The sequence below is a fragment of the Devosia limi DSM 17137 genome (assembly GCF_900128975.1).
Lineage (GTDB): Bacteria > Pseudomonadota > Alphaproteobacteria > Rhizobiales > Devosiaceae > Devosia > Devosia limi.
Genome location: NZ_FQVC01000001.1, coordinates 685,400 through 700,125, shown reverse-complemented (window position 1 = coordinate 700,125; position 14,726 = coordinate 685,400). Strand labels below are relative to the sequence as shown.

At 64.7% G+C, this 14,726-nt stretch carries 16 protein-coding genes; 11 read left to right on the top strand and 5 right to left on the bottom strand.

Annotated features, from left to right (window positions below):
• Positions 1–164: 164 nt before the first annotated feature.
• Genes BUA69_RS03110 through BUA69_RS03095 form a run of 4 tightly spaced genes read left to right on the top strand, consistent with a single transcriptional unit; the run spans position 165 to position 2,776 of the window.
• Complete coding sequence (locus BUA69_RS03110; RefSeq protein WP_046137322.1) at positions 165–1,154, top strand: cation diffusion facilitator family transporter; 990 nt, start codon at positions 165–167, stop codon at positions 1,152–1,154.
• A 30-nt stretch (positions 1,155–1,184) separates the two neighbouring features.
• Complete coding sequence (locus BUA69_RS03105; protein WP_046137323.1) at positions 1,185–1,535, top strand: ArsR/SmtB family transcription factor; 351 nt, start codon at positions 1,185–1,187, stop codon at positions 1,533–1,535.
• Entirely contained in the window at positions 1,532–2,002 is a 471-nt protein-coding gene (locus tag BUA69_RS03100; RefSeq protein ID WP_046137324.1) for an SRPBCC family protein, read from the top strand. Before BUA69_RS03105 ends, BUA69_RS03100 begins: the two co-directional genes overlap by 4 nt.
• Complete coding sequence (locus BUA69_RS03095) at positions 2,003–2,776, top strand: alpha/beta fold hydrolase (protein ID WP_046137325.1); 774 nt, start codon at positions 2,003–2,005, stop codon at positions 2,774–2,776. It abuts the gene before it with no gap.
• Between the two features lie 159 nt (positions 2,777–2,935).
• Here the strand turns inward: BUA69_RS03095 and BUA69_RS03090 are convergent, their stop codons facing one another.
• Entirely contained in the window at positions 2,936–3,427 is a 492-nt protein-coding gene (locus BUA69_RS03090; RefSeq protein WP_052950807.1) for an SRPBCC domain-containing protein, read from the bottom strand.
• A 12-nt stretch (positions 3,428–3,439) separates the two neighbouring features.
• Positions 3,440–3,787 carry an ArsR/SmtB family transcription factor gene (locus tag BUA69_RS03085; RefSeq protein WP_046137326.1) on the bottom strand — a complete coding sequence of 116 codons (348 nt, stop codon included), beginning with the start codon at positions 3,785–3,787 and terminating at the stop codon, positions 3,440–3,442.
• A gap of 126 nt (positions 3,788–3,913) precedes the next feature.
• Between BUA69_RS03085 and cobF the strand changes: the two genes are divergently transcribed.
• The 7 genes from cobF to cobM all read left to right on the top strand — a co-directional run bounded on the left by cobF (position 3,914) and on the right by cobM (position 10,333).
• Entirely contained in the window at positions 3,914–4,657 is a 744-nt protein-coding gene (gene cobF / locus BUA69_RS03080; RefSeq protein ID WP_046137327.1) for a precorrin-6A synthase (deacetylating), read from the top strand.
• Positions 4,658–5,010: 353 nt separating this feature from the next.
• Complete coding sequence (locus BUA69_RS03075; protein ID WP_052950691.1) at positions 5,011–6,258, top strand: nitrite/sulfite reductase; 1,248 nt, start codon at positions 5,011–5,013, stop codon at positions 6,256–6,258.
• A gap of 2 nt (positions 6,259–6,260) precedes the next feature.
• Positions 6,261–6,893 carry a precorrin-8X methylmutase gene (locus tag BUA69_RS03070; protein WP_046136345.1) on the top strand — a complete coding sequence of 211 codons (633 nt, stop codon included), beginning with the start codon at positions 6,261–6,263 and terminating at the stop codon, positions 6,891–6,893.
• Positions 6,890–7,615, top strand: a complete 726-nt coding sequence (locus BUA69_RS03065; RefSeq protein WP_046136346.1) for a precorrin-2 C(20)-methyltransferase — start codon at positions 6,890–6,892, stop codon at positions 7,613–7,615. The genes BUA69_RS03070 and BUA69_RS03065 overlap by 4 nt, the downstream gene beginning before the upstream one ends.
• The gene (locus BUA69_RS03060; protein ID WP_046136347.1) at positions 7,612–8,373 is read left to right on the top strand and encodes a precorrin-3B C(17)-methyltransferase; all 762 of its coding nucleotides are present in this window, start codon (positions 7,612–7,614) and stop codon (positions 8,371–8,373) included. The genes BUA69_RS03065 and BUA69_RS03060 overlap by 4 nt, the downstream gene beginning before the upstream one ends.
• Positions 8,370–9,575: a bifunctional cobalt-precorrin-7 (C(5))-methyltransferase/cobalt-precorrin-6B (C(15))-methyltransferase gene (locus BUA69_RS03055; protein WP_046136348.1), complete on the top strand. Its 1,206-nt coding sequence runs from the start codon at positions 8,370–8,372 to the stop codon at positions 9,573–9,575. The genes BUA69_RS03060 and BUA69_RS03055 overlap by 4 nt, the downstream gene beginning before the upstream one ends.
• Positions 9,572–10,333 carry a precorrin-4 C(11)-methyltransferase gene (gene cobM / locus BUA69_RS03050; RefSeq protein WP_046136349.1) on the top strand — a complete coding sequence of 254 codons (762 nt, stop codon included), beginning with the start codon at positions 9,572–9,574 and terminating at the stop codon, positions 10,331–10,333. The genes BUA69_RS03055 and cobM overlap by 4 nt, the downstream gene beginning before the upstream one ends.
• A 94-nt stretch (positions 10,334–10,427) precedes the next feature.
• Here cobM and BUA69_RS03045 read toward each other — a convergent pair whose 3' ends face one another.
• From BUA69_RS03045 to BUA69_RS03035, 3 genes are all read right to left on the bottom strand, one after another.
• Entirely contained in the window at positions 10,428–10,757 is a 330-nt protein-coding gene (locus BUA69_RS03045; protein ID WP_143154390.1) for a hypothetical protein, read from the bottom strand.
• Positions 10,758–11,081: 324 nt separating this feature from the next.
• The gene (locus tag BUA69_RS03040; RefSeq protein WP_046136470.1) at positions 11,082–12,428 is read right to left on the bottom strand and encodes an HlyD family type I secretion periplasmic adaptor subunit; all 1,347 of its coding nucleotides are present in this window, start codon (positions 12,426–12,428) and stop codon (positions 11,082–11,084) included.
• A complete protein-coding gene (locus tag BUA69_RS03035; RefSeq protein WP_425283951.1) occupies positions 12,421–14,568 on the bottom strand; it encodes a type I secretion system permease/ATPase in 2,148 nt (715 codons plus the stop codon). Before BUA69_RS03035 ends, BUA69_RS03040 begins: the two co-directional genes overlap by 8 nt.
• Between the last annotated feature and the right edge of the window lie 158 nt (positions 14,569–14,726).

The following is a 14,726-nucleotide window of genomic DNA, read 5'->3' as shown; positions in this document are numbered from 1 at the left end:
CAGGACGGAACCGATGGCCGCAGGCTGGCCGTTTCCCAAGTGGGAAGGTCAAGCTGTTCCCGCATCGGTCGGTTCACGTTAAAATTATCACTACACCCAGATGCTTGAATTACATGAATACATGTTCATATGTTCGTTTATCACCGAAATGAAGGAATGGTCTGATGACGGCGCACGACAGCAGCAAGCATAAGCAGAAGGGGCAGACCCACCACGATCATGCCGACCACGATCATGCCGGGCACGATCATGCCGGGCACAGCCATGCCCCGGCGGTGAGCAACAATAATGAGCGCGTGGTGCTGCTGGGGCTGCTGCTGACTGCCAGCTTCATGGTGATCGAGGTGATCGGCGGTGTGATGTCGGGCTCGCTGGCGCTGATTGCCGATGCCGGGCACATGCTGACCGATGCGCTGGCGCTGGGACTGGCCTGGACCGGGTTCCGGCTGGGGCGGCGGGCGCCGGATGGGCGACGGACCTTTGGCTATCTCCGGCTGGAAGTGGTGGCGGGCTTCGTCAATGCGCTGGCGCTGATGTTGCTGGTGGCCTGGATTGCCTATGAGGCGGTGCTGCGGCTGCTGGAGCCGTCGCCGGTGCTGGCCGGGCCGATGATGATCGTCGCGGTGGCGGGGCTGATCATCAATATCGTGGTGTTCTTCATCCTGTCGCGCGGCGATAAGGACCATATCAATATCAAGGGCGCGATGCTGCATGTGCTGGGTGACCTGCTCGGCTCCGTGGCGGCGATCGTGGCGGCTATCGTCATCTGGCTGACGGGGTGGACGCCGATCGACCCGATCCTGTCGGTGCTGCTATCGGCACTGGTGCTGCGCAGCGGCTGGGCGCTGCTGAAGAGTTCGCTCAATATCCTGATGGAAGGCGTGCCGGGCAATGTGGTGATCGACGAGGTGCGCGGCGCATTGTCCGCCATCCCCGGCGTCAAGGCGGTCAGCCATGTGCATGTGTGGTCAATCACGTCGGGCCGGCCAGCGGCAACGCTGGAACTCGCGCTGGCGGGCGGAGCCGATCCGGCCGGGACGACGGCGGCGGTCAAGGATGTACTGGCCGACAAATATGGCATCGGCCATGCGACGGTAGAAATCGACTGGGCCAAGACGGCGGGCACGGGCGCCCTGCCCGCTGCGGACGATTGACACTATGGCAGGCGATTGTTAGTTAAGGCTATGCTTAACCAACAATCGCCCAATCTCGATCTGATGTTTCAGGCGCTGGCAGACCCGACCCGCCGGATGATGGTGGATCGGCTGAGCCGTGGCCCTGCCTCGGTCAGCGAACTGGCCAAGCCGTTTGCCATGTCCCTGCCCGCCGTAGTGCAGCACCTGCAGGTGCTGGAAGCCAGCGGGCTGGTGAGTTCGCAGAAGCTGGGGCGGGTGCGAACCTGCCAGATCCAGCCGGAGGCGTTGAGCCTGGCCGAGCAATGGATCAACGAGCGGCGCACCACCTGGGTGCGGCGGCTGGACCGATTGGGCGAGTTCCTGGCCCAGACTGAAGACGAACCCGAGAGCAAGACATGACCAAGCACAGCATTGCCCATGGCAGCTTTACTTTGGAGCGCCGCTACCCGGCCAAGCCGGCGCGGGTATTCAAGGCCCTTTCCGATCCCGCGGCCAAGAAACACTGGTTCAATGGCCCGGAAGAATGGGGCCCGGACCAACACGAGATGGATTTCCGCATTGGCGGGCGCGAGACCAGCGTGGGCGGGCCACCCGAGGGGCCAGTGCACAAGTTCGAGGCGATCTACCAGGACATCGTGAGGGATCACCGGATTATCTACACCTATGAAATGTCGCTGGATGACACCAAGATTTCGGTGTCGCTGGCGACGTTCGAGATTACCCCGGACGGCGAAGGCTCGCGGCTGGTGCTGACCGAGCATGGGGCGTTTCTGGACGGATTTGATGATGCGGGCGGGCGCGAGCGCGGCACCAGCGACTTGTTGGATGCGCTGGGGGCGTATTTGACCAGGCAGGCGGCGAACTAGATGGACGGCAAGCATATCGAGGCGGGCGGCCTCCGGATTTTCTATCGCGACGAGGGCCAAGGGCAGCCGCTGGTGCTGCTGCATGGCGGGCTGACGACATCGAATAGCTGGAAGGGGCAGATCGAAAAGCTGGCCGAGCGCTATCGCGTGCTGGCGCCCGATACGCGCGGGCATGGCGGTACCGACAATCCGGCGGGGGAGCTAAGCTATCCGCAGATGGCCGATGATGTGGTGGCGTTCTGCGCCGCGCTTGGGATCGAGCGGCCATTGATCGTTGGCTATAGCGATGGCGGGCAGAGCGCGCTGGAAATCGGGTTGCGGCACCCCGGCTTTGCCAGAGCGCTGGTCATGGGCGGCACAGTGAGTGCGCCGGTGGAAAGCTATCTGGCAGGGTTGCGGAGCTGGGGCTTCACTCGGCCGGGTGAAGCTGACCTCGTGGTGATGGAACAGGCGTTTGGTGGTTTCTTCGAGGTGATCAAGGCCTCGCATAGTGCAGTTTATGGACCGGACTATTGGCGGGATTACCTCAAGCAGATTTCGACGCTGTGGCTGGGCCTGCCGAGCTACAGCGCCGAGCAGCTGGCCACGATCACCGACCCCGCGCTGGTGATCATGGGGGATCGGGACGAACTGGGCGGCGTCGATGCGGCGGCGCGGCTGTTCAAGGGGATTGGCAGGGGGGAATTGTCGATCATCGCCAATGCCGACCACAGTGCGGTGAATACGGGGCTGTTCTGGGACGCGGTGGGGGAATTTCTGGCGCGGCAGGTGTGAGGGCGCCTGAGCCAGCCTGAAGGAAGGAGATTCCTGCCTGCGCGGGAATGACCCAGTGGGTTGAGAGCGATCAGTGCGTCGGGAGAGAGGCCCACGGATCAAGTCCGTGGGCAGCGTGGCGGGGAGGCGAGACGGAACCGGGCTACGGTCCAATCCCGGCTACTTCTTGAGGCGTTCGAGGAGTTCGTCGACCTTGGCCATGGAGGCATTGGCGCCCCATTCCATGCCGCTATCGATGACGCCCTGGCGGCTCTCGAAGTTTTCGAGGCGGGTGATCGAATGGTAGTGGACCTTGCCGTCACGCTCCTCGAAATGGTGCTCCTCAAAGAAGCGGTCGTCTTCCTCGAACATGCCTTCGACGACGAAGGTGTTCTTGATCAGCGATTGGGGCTGTACGTCGAGATAGGTGCCGAAGAACACCACCGGTCCGCCATCGCCCATGGATGACTTGATGCGCCATTTGCCGCCGGTGCGGACATCATAGTGGACAATTTCATTGTCCTGTCCGGGCCCCCACCAATAGGCAACGTGCTCGGGCTGGGTCCAGACTTTCCAGACCAGTGCCAGCGGCGCATCGAAGGTGCGCGACATGATGATGATCGGCTCGTCGGCGGGCAGTTCGGTTTTGAACGGGTTGGCGAATGCGGTCATTGGATTGCTCCTTCAGTTCTTGGGCCGGGTGGGGTCGGGAGTCTGCAGCTGCTTGAGGTAAGCATCGAGATTGTCGAGGTTCTGTTCCCAGAACCGGCGGTATTGCTCGAGCCAGCCCACGACATCGCGCATGGGGGCGGCTTCGAGCTTGCAGGGACGCCATTGGGCGGACTTGCTGCGGCTGACGAGACCGGCTGACTCCAACACCTTGATGTGCTTGGAGACGGCAGCCAGGGTCATGTCGAATGGTTCGGCGAGCTCGTTGACGCTGGCCTCGCCCTGCGACAGACGGGCGAGAATGCCGCGGCGGGTTGGATCGGCGAGCGCCGCCAGGGTCAGGCTGAGTTGGTCTGTAGCCATCTTTATTCAACCATTTTATATAATACTAACTGGTTGAGTATATCCGACTGGGGCGGAAGTCAACTGCCTTGTGGCCGGAAGCGGTCCGTGGCATCTGCCGGAGGTAACCAGCGCGAGGCGGCAACGATGAAAACAGTCGAGATCGTGGGGATCGGCACCGGCAATCCGGAGCATGTGACCATGCAGGCCATCAATGCGCTCAACCGCGCCGATGCCCTGTTCATTCCCGATAAGGGAGCGGGCAAGAGCGAATTGGCGGATGTGCGGCGCGAGATCTGCCGGCGCTACGTGACCAATGCGGCCGGGATCATCGACTATGAACCGCCGGTGCGGAACCCGGCGATTGCCGACTACAAGGCGCGCGTGGACGCCTGGCATGAGGCGCTGGCGGGTCAGTTTGCGGAGCTGCTGGCACAGGTGCCGGACGGGGGCACTGGGGCGTTTTTGGTCTGGGGGGATCCAGGGCTTTATGACAGCACGATCCGCATATTGGAACGGGTGCGCGCGGCGATGCCGGGGGCGTTTCGCGTCTCGATCATTCCGGGGATTACCAGCATCCAGGCGCTGACGGCAGCGCATGGCATTGCGCTCAACCGGGTGGGTGAACCGGTGCAGATGACCACCGGGCGGCGGCTGGCGGAGCTGGGTCCGCAAGGCGATAGCGTGGTGATGCTGGACGGGCAGACGGCGTTTCTGGGCCAGGACCCGGAGCTGGAGATTTTCTGGGGAGCCTATCTGGGGACGGCGGACGAAATTTTGATCAGCGGCCGGTTGGGGGACGTGGCGGGGGAGATCATCGACACGAGGCAAGCGGCGCGGGACCAGCATGGGTGGATCATGGATGTGTATTTGTTGCGGGAGCGGGGGTGATTGCGCTTGGCGCAGCGCCCCCACCCTAGCCCTCCCCCTCGAGGGGGAGGGGACAGATCGGAGGGTGGGAGGGATCGGGTTGGTTTGGTTCATCCGGGTCACTCCCGCGTAGGCGGGAGTCCATTCTTGGGTGCACGGAAGAGGTGGAATGGATTCCCCCGCCTGCGCGGGAATGACGCCGTGGTTTAGCAGCGTGGTTGGGCGCGGAAGGGACCGGCGCGTGGCAGGCGCTTTGTGTGCCCTGCCCTGATCGTATACAGATCGGGGAGATGAAGTGGACCTGTGATGTGAGCCAGACAGCATTGCTATCGCCAGGGCGGCGGCGGGGGGAATGTCCGACGCTGCGGGCGCCGATGCAAACGGGTGACGGGCTGCTGGCGCGGCTGCGGCCGGTGGGTGGGGAACTGACGCCGGAGCAATTGGCTGGGATTGCCGGGCTGGCGGGCCGCTATGGCAATGGGCTGGTCGAGGTGACGGCACGGGGCAATCTGCAGGTGCGGGGGCTGCGCGCCGAGAGCGTGCCGGAATTTGCCAGTGCGGTTGAGAGCGTGGTGGCGATCGAGACGGGGATACCGATCGAGATTGGGCCACTGAGCGGGCTCGATCCCGACGAGCGCGGCGATGCGCTGGCCATGGCGGCGATGGTTCGGCAGGGCAGTGCTGGATTGCAGGCGCGGCTGGGGCCGAAGGTGACGGTGGTCATCGATAGCGCCGCTGGATCGGGATTGGCGGCGCTGGCTGCGGATGTCCGGCTGGTGGCGATTGATCGGGACAATTGGCGGATTGGGTTGGCGAAGACGCCGCTCGGGATCGTGGCGACAGAGGATGCGGCTGGGGCGGTAACGGCATGGTTGGCGCTGATTGCGGAGCTTGGACGGCAGGCGCGGGGGCGAACCGTTCCCGTCGATGCGGCGCGAGCGGCGGTTGCGGGAATGGTGCGGGCCGATGATGATTTTGTGGCGGGAACTGCCCTGCCCCGCACGATCACGGCGCTCAAGGATGGACGATGCGCGGCGCGGGTGACGCTGAGTTTTGGGGCGGCGGATGGCGTAGCGCTGGCGCGATTGGCTGAGGCGGCGCGGGCGCGTGGGATCGACGAATTCAAGCTGGCGCCGGATCATTGCCTGCTGGGGCTGACACAAGATGAAACCGCAGCCCGGGGATTTCTGGCCGATGCGGCAGGGCTGGGTCTTATCACCGCCGAGCGGGATGGGCGGCTGAAGATCAGCGCCTGTATAGGTAGCGCGGGCTGTGCATCGGGCCTGGTGCCGGCGCGGGTGGTTGCGGGACGCCTGGCGGCGCTGGAGCAGGAATTGTTTGATGGCTCGTTTGAGCTGCATGTTTCGGGTTGCGCCAAGGGCTGCGCGCATCCGCGGGCGGCACTGCTGACGCTGGTTGGGGGCGAGGTGGGCTGCGGGCTTGTCATCGGGGCCACGGCAGGCGACAAGCCGCTGGCGCAATTCGGCGCTGACGCTATCGAGCCGGTCATAATGCAGCTGGCGGGCCTGTGGCGCGACAATCGCGCGCTGGGCGAAACGGTGGCAGCGTGCTTCAAGCGGCTCGGCGACGCGGCCATAGTGGCGGCGGTCCGGCAGGGATGACAATGACCGACTACGACTACATCAAGGATGGCGACGCCATCTACACCCAGTCCTTTGCCATGATCCGGGCCGAGACCGATCTGAGCGGCTTTGCGCCTGATGAGGCCGAACTGGCGGTGCGCATGGTGCATGCCGCCGGCATGGTCGAAGCGGCGCAGTTTTTTGAATTTGGCCCCGGCTTCGTGGCGGCGGCGCGGGCGGCTCTCGGGGCCGGCGCGCCGATCTTTTGCGATGCCGAAATGGTGTCGCGCGGGGTGACGGCAGCGCGATTGCCGGCGAACAATGCAGTGATCTGCACGCTGCGCGATCCGCAGACGCCGGTGATCGCGGCCGAGATCGGCAATACGCGCTCGGCGGCGGCGCTGCATCTGTGGGTTGAGCGGCTAGCCGGATCGGTGGTGGCCATCGGCAATGCGCCGACGGCACTGTTCCACCTGCTGGAAATGCTGCGCGATGGCGCGCCCAAGCCGGCGGCAATCCTGGGAATGCCGGTGGGCTTTGTCGGCGCGGCGGAATCCAAGGCGGCGCTGGCGGAGAATTCCTATGGCGTGCCCTATGCCATCGTGCGCGGGCGGCTGGGGGGCAGCGCGATTACGGCGGCGGCGCTCAATGCATTGGCGAGGCCCGGTCTATGAGTGGCCAGCTTTATGGCGTGGGCACCGGGCCGGGTGATCCGGAGCTGCTGACTTTCAAGGCGGCGCGGGCAATCGAGCGGGCCGATGTGGTGGCGTATTTCGCCAAGGCGGGCAATGCCAGCAATGCGCGGCGGATCGTGGCGGATCTGATCGCTGCCGAGCAGATCGAGGAGGCGCTGGACTATCCGGTGACCACCGAGATCGAGCGCCATCACGACGATTACAAATCGCAGATGGAAGCGTTTTACGAGGCCTCGGCCGCGCGGATTGCGGCGCATCTGGATGCGGGGCGCAATGTGGCGGTGCTGAGCGAGGGCGATCCGCTGTTCTATGGCTCCTATATGCATCTGCATGTGCGGCTGGCGTCGACTTATCCGACCGAGGTGATACCGGGGATTACGGCGATGTCGGGATGCTGGTCGGCGGCGGGGCTGCCGCTGGTGCAGGGCGACGATATCCTGGCGGTGCTGCCGGGCACACTAGATGAGGCCGAGTTGCTGCGCCGGCTGGGTGATAGCGATGGGGCGGTGATCATGAAGGTGGGGCGCAACCTGGCCAAGATCAGGCGGGCGATTGCGGCGGCGGGGCGGCTGGAAACGGCGGTCTATGTCGAGCGCGGGACCATGGCCAATGGGCTATCGATGCGGCTGGCTGACAAGGCCGATGATGTGGCGCCGTATTTCGCGCTGATCCTGGTGCCGGGCTGGAGCCACAGGCCATGAGCGGCAAACTGGTCGTCGTCGGGCTGGGGCCCGGCAGTCCCGAGCAGGTGACACCCGAGGCCAGCGCGGCCGTGGCGGCAGCGAGGGTGTTTTTTGGCTATGGGCCCTATCTCGACCGGCTGGAGCTGCGGGATGATCAGCGGCGGGTGGCCTCGGACAATCGCGAAGAGCTGAGCCGGGCCAAGGCGGCGCTGAAGGCGGCGGCGGCGGGCGAGCATGTCTGCGTCATTTCCGGGGGCGATCCCGGGGTGTTCGCAATGGCGGCGGCGGTGTGCGAAGCGATTGAGGATGGGCCGGGCCCGTGGCGCGAAATCGACCTCGTGATCGTGCCGGGCGTGACGGCGATGCTGAGCGTGGCAGCCCGCAGCGGGGCGCCGCTGGGGCATGATTTCTGCGCGATTTCGCTGTCGGATAATCTAAAGCCCTGGACGGTGATCGAGCAGCGGTTGCGGGCCGTGGCGACGGCGGGGCTGGTGATTGCGCTCTATAATCCAATCAGCAAGGCGCGGCCGTGGCAGCTGGGGACGGCTTTTGCGATCCTGCGCGAAGTGCTGCCATGGACGACGCCGGTGATCTTTGGGCGGGCGGCGGGGCGGCCGGATGAACGCATGAGCGTGGTGACGCTGGCCGATGCCGATGCCAAGCAGGCTGACATGGCGACCTGCGTGATCATCGGCTCGGCGGAAACGCGGGTGATCGAGCGGCCGGACCGGGCGCCGCTGGTCTATTCGCCGCGCTCGATTGGAGAGCGGCGATGAAGTGGCTGTCGATCGTTGGCATTGGCGAGGATGGCCTCGCCGGGCTGGGCGAGCGGGCGCGGCAGGCAATTGCCGGGGCAGAGATCGTGTTTGGCGGCGAGCGGCATCTGGAATTGGCGGCGGCGGCGATCACGGGCGAGAGCCGCAGCTGGTTGAGCCCGTTTTCGCGGTCGGTCGAGGCCGTGGTGGCGGAACGCAATCGGCGCGTCTGCGTGCTGGCATCGGGCGATCCATTTCACTATGGCGTCGGGGCGACACTATCGCGGCATATCGATGCATCGGAGATGGATGTGATCCCGCAGGTTTCGGCGTTCACGCTGGCGGCGGGGCGATTGGGCTGGCCGCTGGCCGAGGTGGTGAGCCTGTCGCTGCATGGGCGGCCGCTCGATCTGATCCGGCCGCATCTGCATAATGGCGCGCGGATATTGGCGCTGACCTCCGATGAGCATGGACCGGCGGCGCTGGCGCAACTGCTCAATGCCGCAGGATTCGGGATTTCGATTGTCACGGTGCTGGAAGCGCTAGGCGGGCCGGATGAGCGCATCCGTTCGCAGGTAGCGATGGGCTTTGCGCTGGATGATGTGCAAACGCTCAATGTCTGCGCAGTGACGGTAGTGGCGCTGCCGGGGGCGCGGGTGCTGCCGATGGCGGCGGGGCGCGATGACGGGCTGTTCGAGCATGACGGGCAGATCACCAAGCGCGAAGTGCGGGCGCTGACGCTATCGGCACTGGCACCGCGGCGGGGCGAATTGCTGTGGGATATCGGGGCCGGATCGGGCTCGGTGGCGATTGAATGGATGCTGGCGGACCCAAGCCTCAAGGCGATTGCCATTGAGGCGGATGGCGAGCGGGTGGCGCGCATTGGCCGCAATGCACAGGCGTTTGGGGTGCCGGATTTGCGGGTTGTTGAAGGCACTGCGCCAGGGGCGCTGGTGGACTTGCCACAGCCGCATGCGGTGTTCATTGGCGGCGGCGGCAGCGAGCCGGGACTTGTGGAGGCTGCCATAGCCGCCCTGCCCGCTGGCGGCCGACTGGTCGCCAATGCGGTGACCACCGAAATGGAAGCAGTGCTGCTGGCGCGGCATGCGGATCTGGGTGGGGGCCTGACGCGGATTGATATTGCGCGGGCGACCGAGATCGGCAGCATGACGGGCTGGCGGCCGGCCATGCCGATCACACAATGGGTTTGGACCAAGCCATGACGGTACATTTCATCGGCGCCGGCCCGGGCGCGGCCGACCTGATTACCGTGCGCGGGCGCGATCTCTTGGCGCGGTGCCCGGTGTGTCTCTATGCGGGCTCGATTGTGCCGGCTGAGATGCTGGGCTGGTGCAAGCCGGGGGCGCGGCTGGTGGACACGGCGCCGCTCTCGCTGGACGAGATCGAGGCGGAATATGTGGCAGCAGATGCCGCCGGGCTGGATGTGGCGCGGCTGCATTCGGGGGATTTGTCGGTGTGGAGCGCGGTGGCCGAGCAGATCCGGCGGCTGGAGCGGCTGGGGATCGACTATACGCTGACGCCGGGCGTGCCGGCTTTTGCGGCGGCAGCGGCGGCGCTGGGGCGTGAGCTGACCATTCCGGCCGTGGCGCAAAGCCTGGTGCTGACGCGGGTTTCCGGGCGGGCATCGCCCATGCCAGGCAGCGAGACGCTGGCGGGGTTTGGCGCGACGGGGGCGACGCTGGCGATCCATCTGGCCATTCATGCGCTGGACCGGGTGGTGGCGGAACTGACGCCGCTTTATGGCGTGGATTGCCCGGTGGCGATCGTGGTGCATGCGTCATGGCCCGATGAGCGGATCGTGCGGGGGACGCTGGGCGATATCGAAGCCAAGGTGGCGCAGGCGCCAATCGAGCGGACGGCCATAATCTTTGTGGGGCAGACTTTGGCCGCCGAAGGGTTCCGTGAAAGCGCGCTGTACGATCCCGATTATCAGCGCCGCTTCCGCTCGCGCGAGAGCTAGAAACGGCAAGGCCCGGCGCCGCAATGGCTTCATGCTCCGCTCGGCTGGGGCAGAGCCAGCGCTCGGCCGGGCCAGAGCCAAGGCTCGGCCGGGGCTACAGAGCGCGGACGAGTGTGATGCGGAACAGGTGCATGCGGCCGTCGTCCTCGCGGATGGAGACGTATTCACCTTCAAGGAACTTGTCGCTGGAGAGACGGAAGCCGACCTCGCCGTCGTGGCTATTGTGATTGAGGAAATCGAGCGCCCAGGTCCCGCCATTGACGAACAGGATCCGTGCCCGGGTCGCCGCTTCGCCGGGACGGATGCGGGTAACCTGGCAGCGCGCGGGGTCGCGACGCCAGTCTGACACATCAATCCGGCCCGCATCGGACAGTGGCAAGTGCAGGTCATAGGCGTGGCTTTCCACCTCCGCCCTGTCAGTCAATTCGCGCGCCAACTCCAGTCTGACGAGAGACATCGTCGATGGCATAAGAAATATCCAGATCCCATGGTCGCTTGAAATAACAATTCTCGTTGCCGCCGCATCATTGCGGCGACCGCGTATCTCTCAAACCTGCCAGATCAATCACTATCCAACCTTTGCGGATTACAAGGCAATAAGCCAGCGGCAAAAGTGATCAATTACCGAGGCCGGAAAATACTGCGTGGCGGGATGAGCCAGACATCCGGCATATGACACGCCGAAGACATCTTGCCGGTCCATGGGGGCATGGACCGGCAAGACTGAGCTGCGCCGAACTGATTGCGGTCAGTTCTCTCTAAAGGCACGGCTCATGCTGTCGGCGACCGGCTTCATCAGGTATTCCAGGAAGGTGCGCTCGGTCGTCTGGATCATGATTTCGGCGGGCATGCCCGGGGTCGGGCTGAACCCCGGTACGCGGGCGATCTGCTCGGCGGAGACGCTGACGCGGGCCAGATAGACTTCGCGCCCACTCTGGCCGGCGCTGGTATCGGGCAGCGAATCTGCCGAGACGTAGAACACGGTGCCACTTAGGACCGGAGTGACGCGCTGATTGAGGGCGGTGAGGCGGACCGTGGCCTCCTGCCCCTGTTTGACGTCATCGATCTGGTTGCGGGAAATCGGGGCTTCGATGATCAGCGGCACGCCGCTGGGCAGGATCTCCATGATCGGCTTGCCGCTTTCCACGACGCCGCCGGTCGTGTGGTAATAGAGCCGAATGACGGTGCCGGCGACCGGCGACTTGATCTGGGTGCGGGAGAGAACGCTGCGGGCCTGCCGCATCTGTTCGCTGACGGTGTCCAGCTCGGTTTCGACGGCCTGCATCTCCTGCAGCGAGGCATTCTGGGCCGCGCCGGTCGTCTGCACCATCTCACCGCGGAACTTGAGGATCTGGGCTTCGATCTCCTGCATTTCGGCCTGCAGCCGGGCAATGTCGCCGTCGGCATCGGCGACGGCGCGCTGGACTTCAAAGACCTCGGAACGGGTGACCAGGCCCTTATCGAGCAGCGTGGCCTTGGACTGCATCTCTGCGATCAACAGGTCACGCTGCGCCATCATCGAGTCCAGTTGGGATTGCTCGCCAGCATGGCGGAATTCCAGGCCGGCAATGTTCTGCTCGTAGAGTTGCAGGTCATTGTCGAGCTTGTCGCGCCAGGCCTGGAAATGCGCCCGCTGGCTGGCTGCGATTTCCGCGACCTCGATCTGCAGATCGGCATCGACGGCAATGTCGGGGGAAGCATATTGACGAGCACCCGAGACCTGCGCCGCCAGGCGTGCGCGGATGGCTTCGAGTCGCACCTGACGCAGGCGCAATTGCTGTTCGCCCGAAAGTGCAGAGGTTTCATCGAGGGTCATCACCACCTGATCGGCGGCGACCAGATCGCCTTCGCGGACCCCGAGATCCTTGATGATGCCGCCTTCGAGATGCTGGATAATCTTGTTTTCCCCGGTAGCGACAAAACTGCCGGCGGAAATCACAGCAGCAGCCAGTGGGGCGGTGGACGCCCAGACGCCGAAGCCGCCAAAGGCCACTCCGACAATGGCAAGGCCAAAAATCATCGGCCGCCTGATCGAGCGCGGGACTTCGCCGTACCAGGTCAATTCGCTGGGGCCGCTGGCTGGAATATCACTCATCGCCGCCTCCATTGTCTTCATTGGCAGCAGAAGGCGGAGCGATGTCGGAATTGCCTTTGCGCTGGCGGGCCAGACTGCGCATGACGTCGTTGCGAGAACCGAACAGGGTCACGCTGCCATTGTTGAGCACCATGATCTTGTCGACGCAGTTCAGCAGCGAGGGGCGCTGGGTGATGGTCACCACAGTGATGTTGCGGCTCTTGGCGCTTTTGAGGGCGTTGGCGAGAGCCATCTCGCCCTGCGTGTCGAGATTGGAATTGGGCTCGTCGAGCACCACCAGCTTGGGATTGCCAAAGAAGGCGCGGGCCAGGGCGACGCGCTGCTTCTGCCCACCAGACAGCGGCGATCCATCGGCGGCGACGAAGGTTTCGTAGCCCTGCGGCAGCGTCGAAATCAGCTCATGGACGTCAGCGAGCATGGCCGCCTCGTAGATAGAGGCATCGGAGACGTCGTCGCGCATGCGGCCGATATTGGCCTTGATGGAGCCAGGGAAGAGCTGCACGTCCTGCGGAAGGTAGCCGATGCTCTCGCCGAACTGGCGCTGGTCCCAGTTGCGCAGGTCCATCAGGTCGAGCCGCACATTGCCCGACGTGGGCAGGATGGAGCCGACCAGCATCTTGCCAAGCGTGGTCTTGCCGGCGCCGGAATTGCCGATGACCGCCATGGACTCGCCGGGCTTCAGGGAGAACGAAATGCCGTTGAGGATGACGCGTTTGTTGGGCGGCGGCACGAACAGGATGCGCTCGACATCGAGGCGGCCCTGCGGATTGGGCAGGCGCAGGCGGGCGAAGTTGAGGGGCGAGCTCTGCAGCAGCGTCTTGATGCGGCCCATGGCAGAGCGGGCCTGGATTACATGGTTCCAGCCCTCGATGGCACCTTCAATGGGAGCGAGGGCGCGACCGGCGATAATCGAGGCGGCAATGACCATGCCGCCGGTAATGCTGCCGGCGAGTGCGAGATAGGCGCCCCAGCCGAGAACGGCCACCTGCGTGGTGAGGCGGGTGACCTTGGACATGCCGGCAAACATGATGTTGAGGTCCTGGGCTTTCACCTGGGATTTGAGCGAGCCGGCCGTATCCTTGCCCCAGATGCGCACGGCTTCGGGGATCATCGCCAGGGCGTTGATGATCTGGGAATTGCGCGACATGGATTCGAGGTGGGAATTGGCGCGGCTGAGATAACCATTGGCCTCGCCAAAGGGCTTGGCGGTGACCCGCTGGTTGATGACCGCAATGACCAGCAAAACCAGGGAGGAGACGATGATGATGAAGCCGAGCTGGGGGTGGATGATATAGACCACCGCAACGAAGAGCGGCGCCATGGGCGCATCGAGAAAGGCCAGCAAGGTTCCAGAGGTGAGGAACGAGCGGATCTGCTGCAGGTCGCCCAGGGTCTGATATTCACGGCCATTGCTGCCGAGCGAGGCGCGGGCAGCGGCGCTGAGGACGGGGGCGCCCAGTTGCACCTCAGCTTCGACGGCGGTGCGCATCAGGATGAAGCGGCGCGTGGAGTCGAGCAGAACCTGAATGATCACCGCGCCCATGACAAACAGGGTCAGCATCACCAGCGTATCGGTGGAGCGACTGGTGAGCACGCGGTCCGACATCTGGAACAGATAAATCGGGATGGCGAGCACCAACACATTGACGAACACAGTGAAGAACAACACCAGGGCCAGGTTGCGGCGGACCGTGGTGGCGGCGTTATGGTAGGCCTGAGCGAAGCTGACAGGCTGCATGCGGCGATGGAAATTGCCGCTGCCATTGCCATCGCCACCCCCGCCGCCACCATTGGGCCCTTTGGGGCCGACGGGGCCGCCATCGTCGGTTTCATCCTCATTGATGCGGATGGGACCACGGTCAAGATCAATGGTTGGCGCCAGTGGGGCGCCGGGCCGCTGGGGCTCGGCGAAGCCGTCCTGGCGTTGTTCCTCACGAGCCTCCGGCTGCGAAACCCGGGCCGTTGCCGCGGGGGTCGCAGCGACGGCTACGGGTATGGCTTCTGGCTTGGGTTGAGGCTGCTCGACCCTTGCCTGGGCCTCCCGCGGCGATGGCGGCATGGGTGAAGGCGATAGCGGCATGGGTGAAACCGAAACCGGAGCGCCATGGTCCGGCTTTGCCTCGATAGGAGGGGGTGCCATTTCGGTTACTTCGCCGACATGAGCGACCGGCTCAAAGACTGGCCATGGCGTGCGCCATGGCTCAGGCGTGGGAATTTCCGGGGGCTCGTAAAGTTCGTCGGGCGTCTGGGTTGCTGGTTCGGCGGCGGCAGGAGCCGGTGGCGGTTCAGGTGGTGGCG